Raw genomic sequence first — 484 nt, 5'->3', positions numbered from 1 at the left:
ATGACCGCGCTGACGGCGCATTGGGGAAATTCGGCGCGTTCCAAAGACAGGATGGTGCGTTTTCCGGCTTTGACGGTGCAGTTTTCGATCAGCAATGCCATGTCAGCTCCTTTGGTCTTTGACAATCAGCCACAGGAAAAACGGCCCGCCCAAAATGGCGATGACGATGCCGACGGGCAGGTCGATGGGGTACACCACCCAACGGGCAAACGTATCGGCGAGCAACATAAAAATCGAGCCGACGGCGGCGGACAGGATAATCAGGCGGGTGCGCGAGCCGCCGACTGCCTGCGCTAATACGTTGGGTATCATCATGCCGACGAAACCGATGATGCCGCCGAGCGAGACGGCGGCACCAGTCATCAAAGCCGCACCGATGATGGTTGCCACGCGGGTGGCGGCGACACTGATGCCCATAGTGTGCGCGGTTTCGTCGCCCAAGAGCAGATAGTCGAGACGGCGGCCGACGGCGGTCAACACGACC

At 60.3% G+C, this 484-nt stretch carries 1 protein-coding gene; it reads right to left on the bottom strand.

Translation table 11 applies throughout. The features are described from left to right. Positions 1-102: 102 nt before the first annotated feature. The coding region (locus ACTHUR_RS19510) for a FecCD family ABC transporter permease (protein WP_440400442.1) at positions 103-484 on the bottom strand (382 nt) is incomplete at its 5' end.

Source organism: Neisseria sp. P0021.S007 (assembly GCF_051956855.1).
This window is presented reverse-complemented; position numbering and strand designations above follow the sequence as displayed.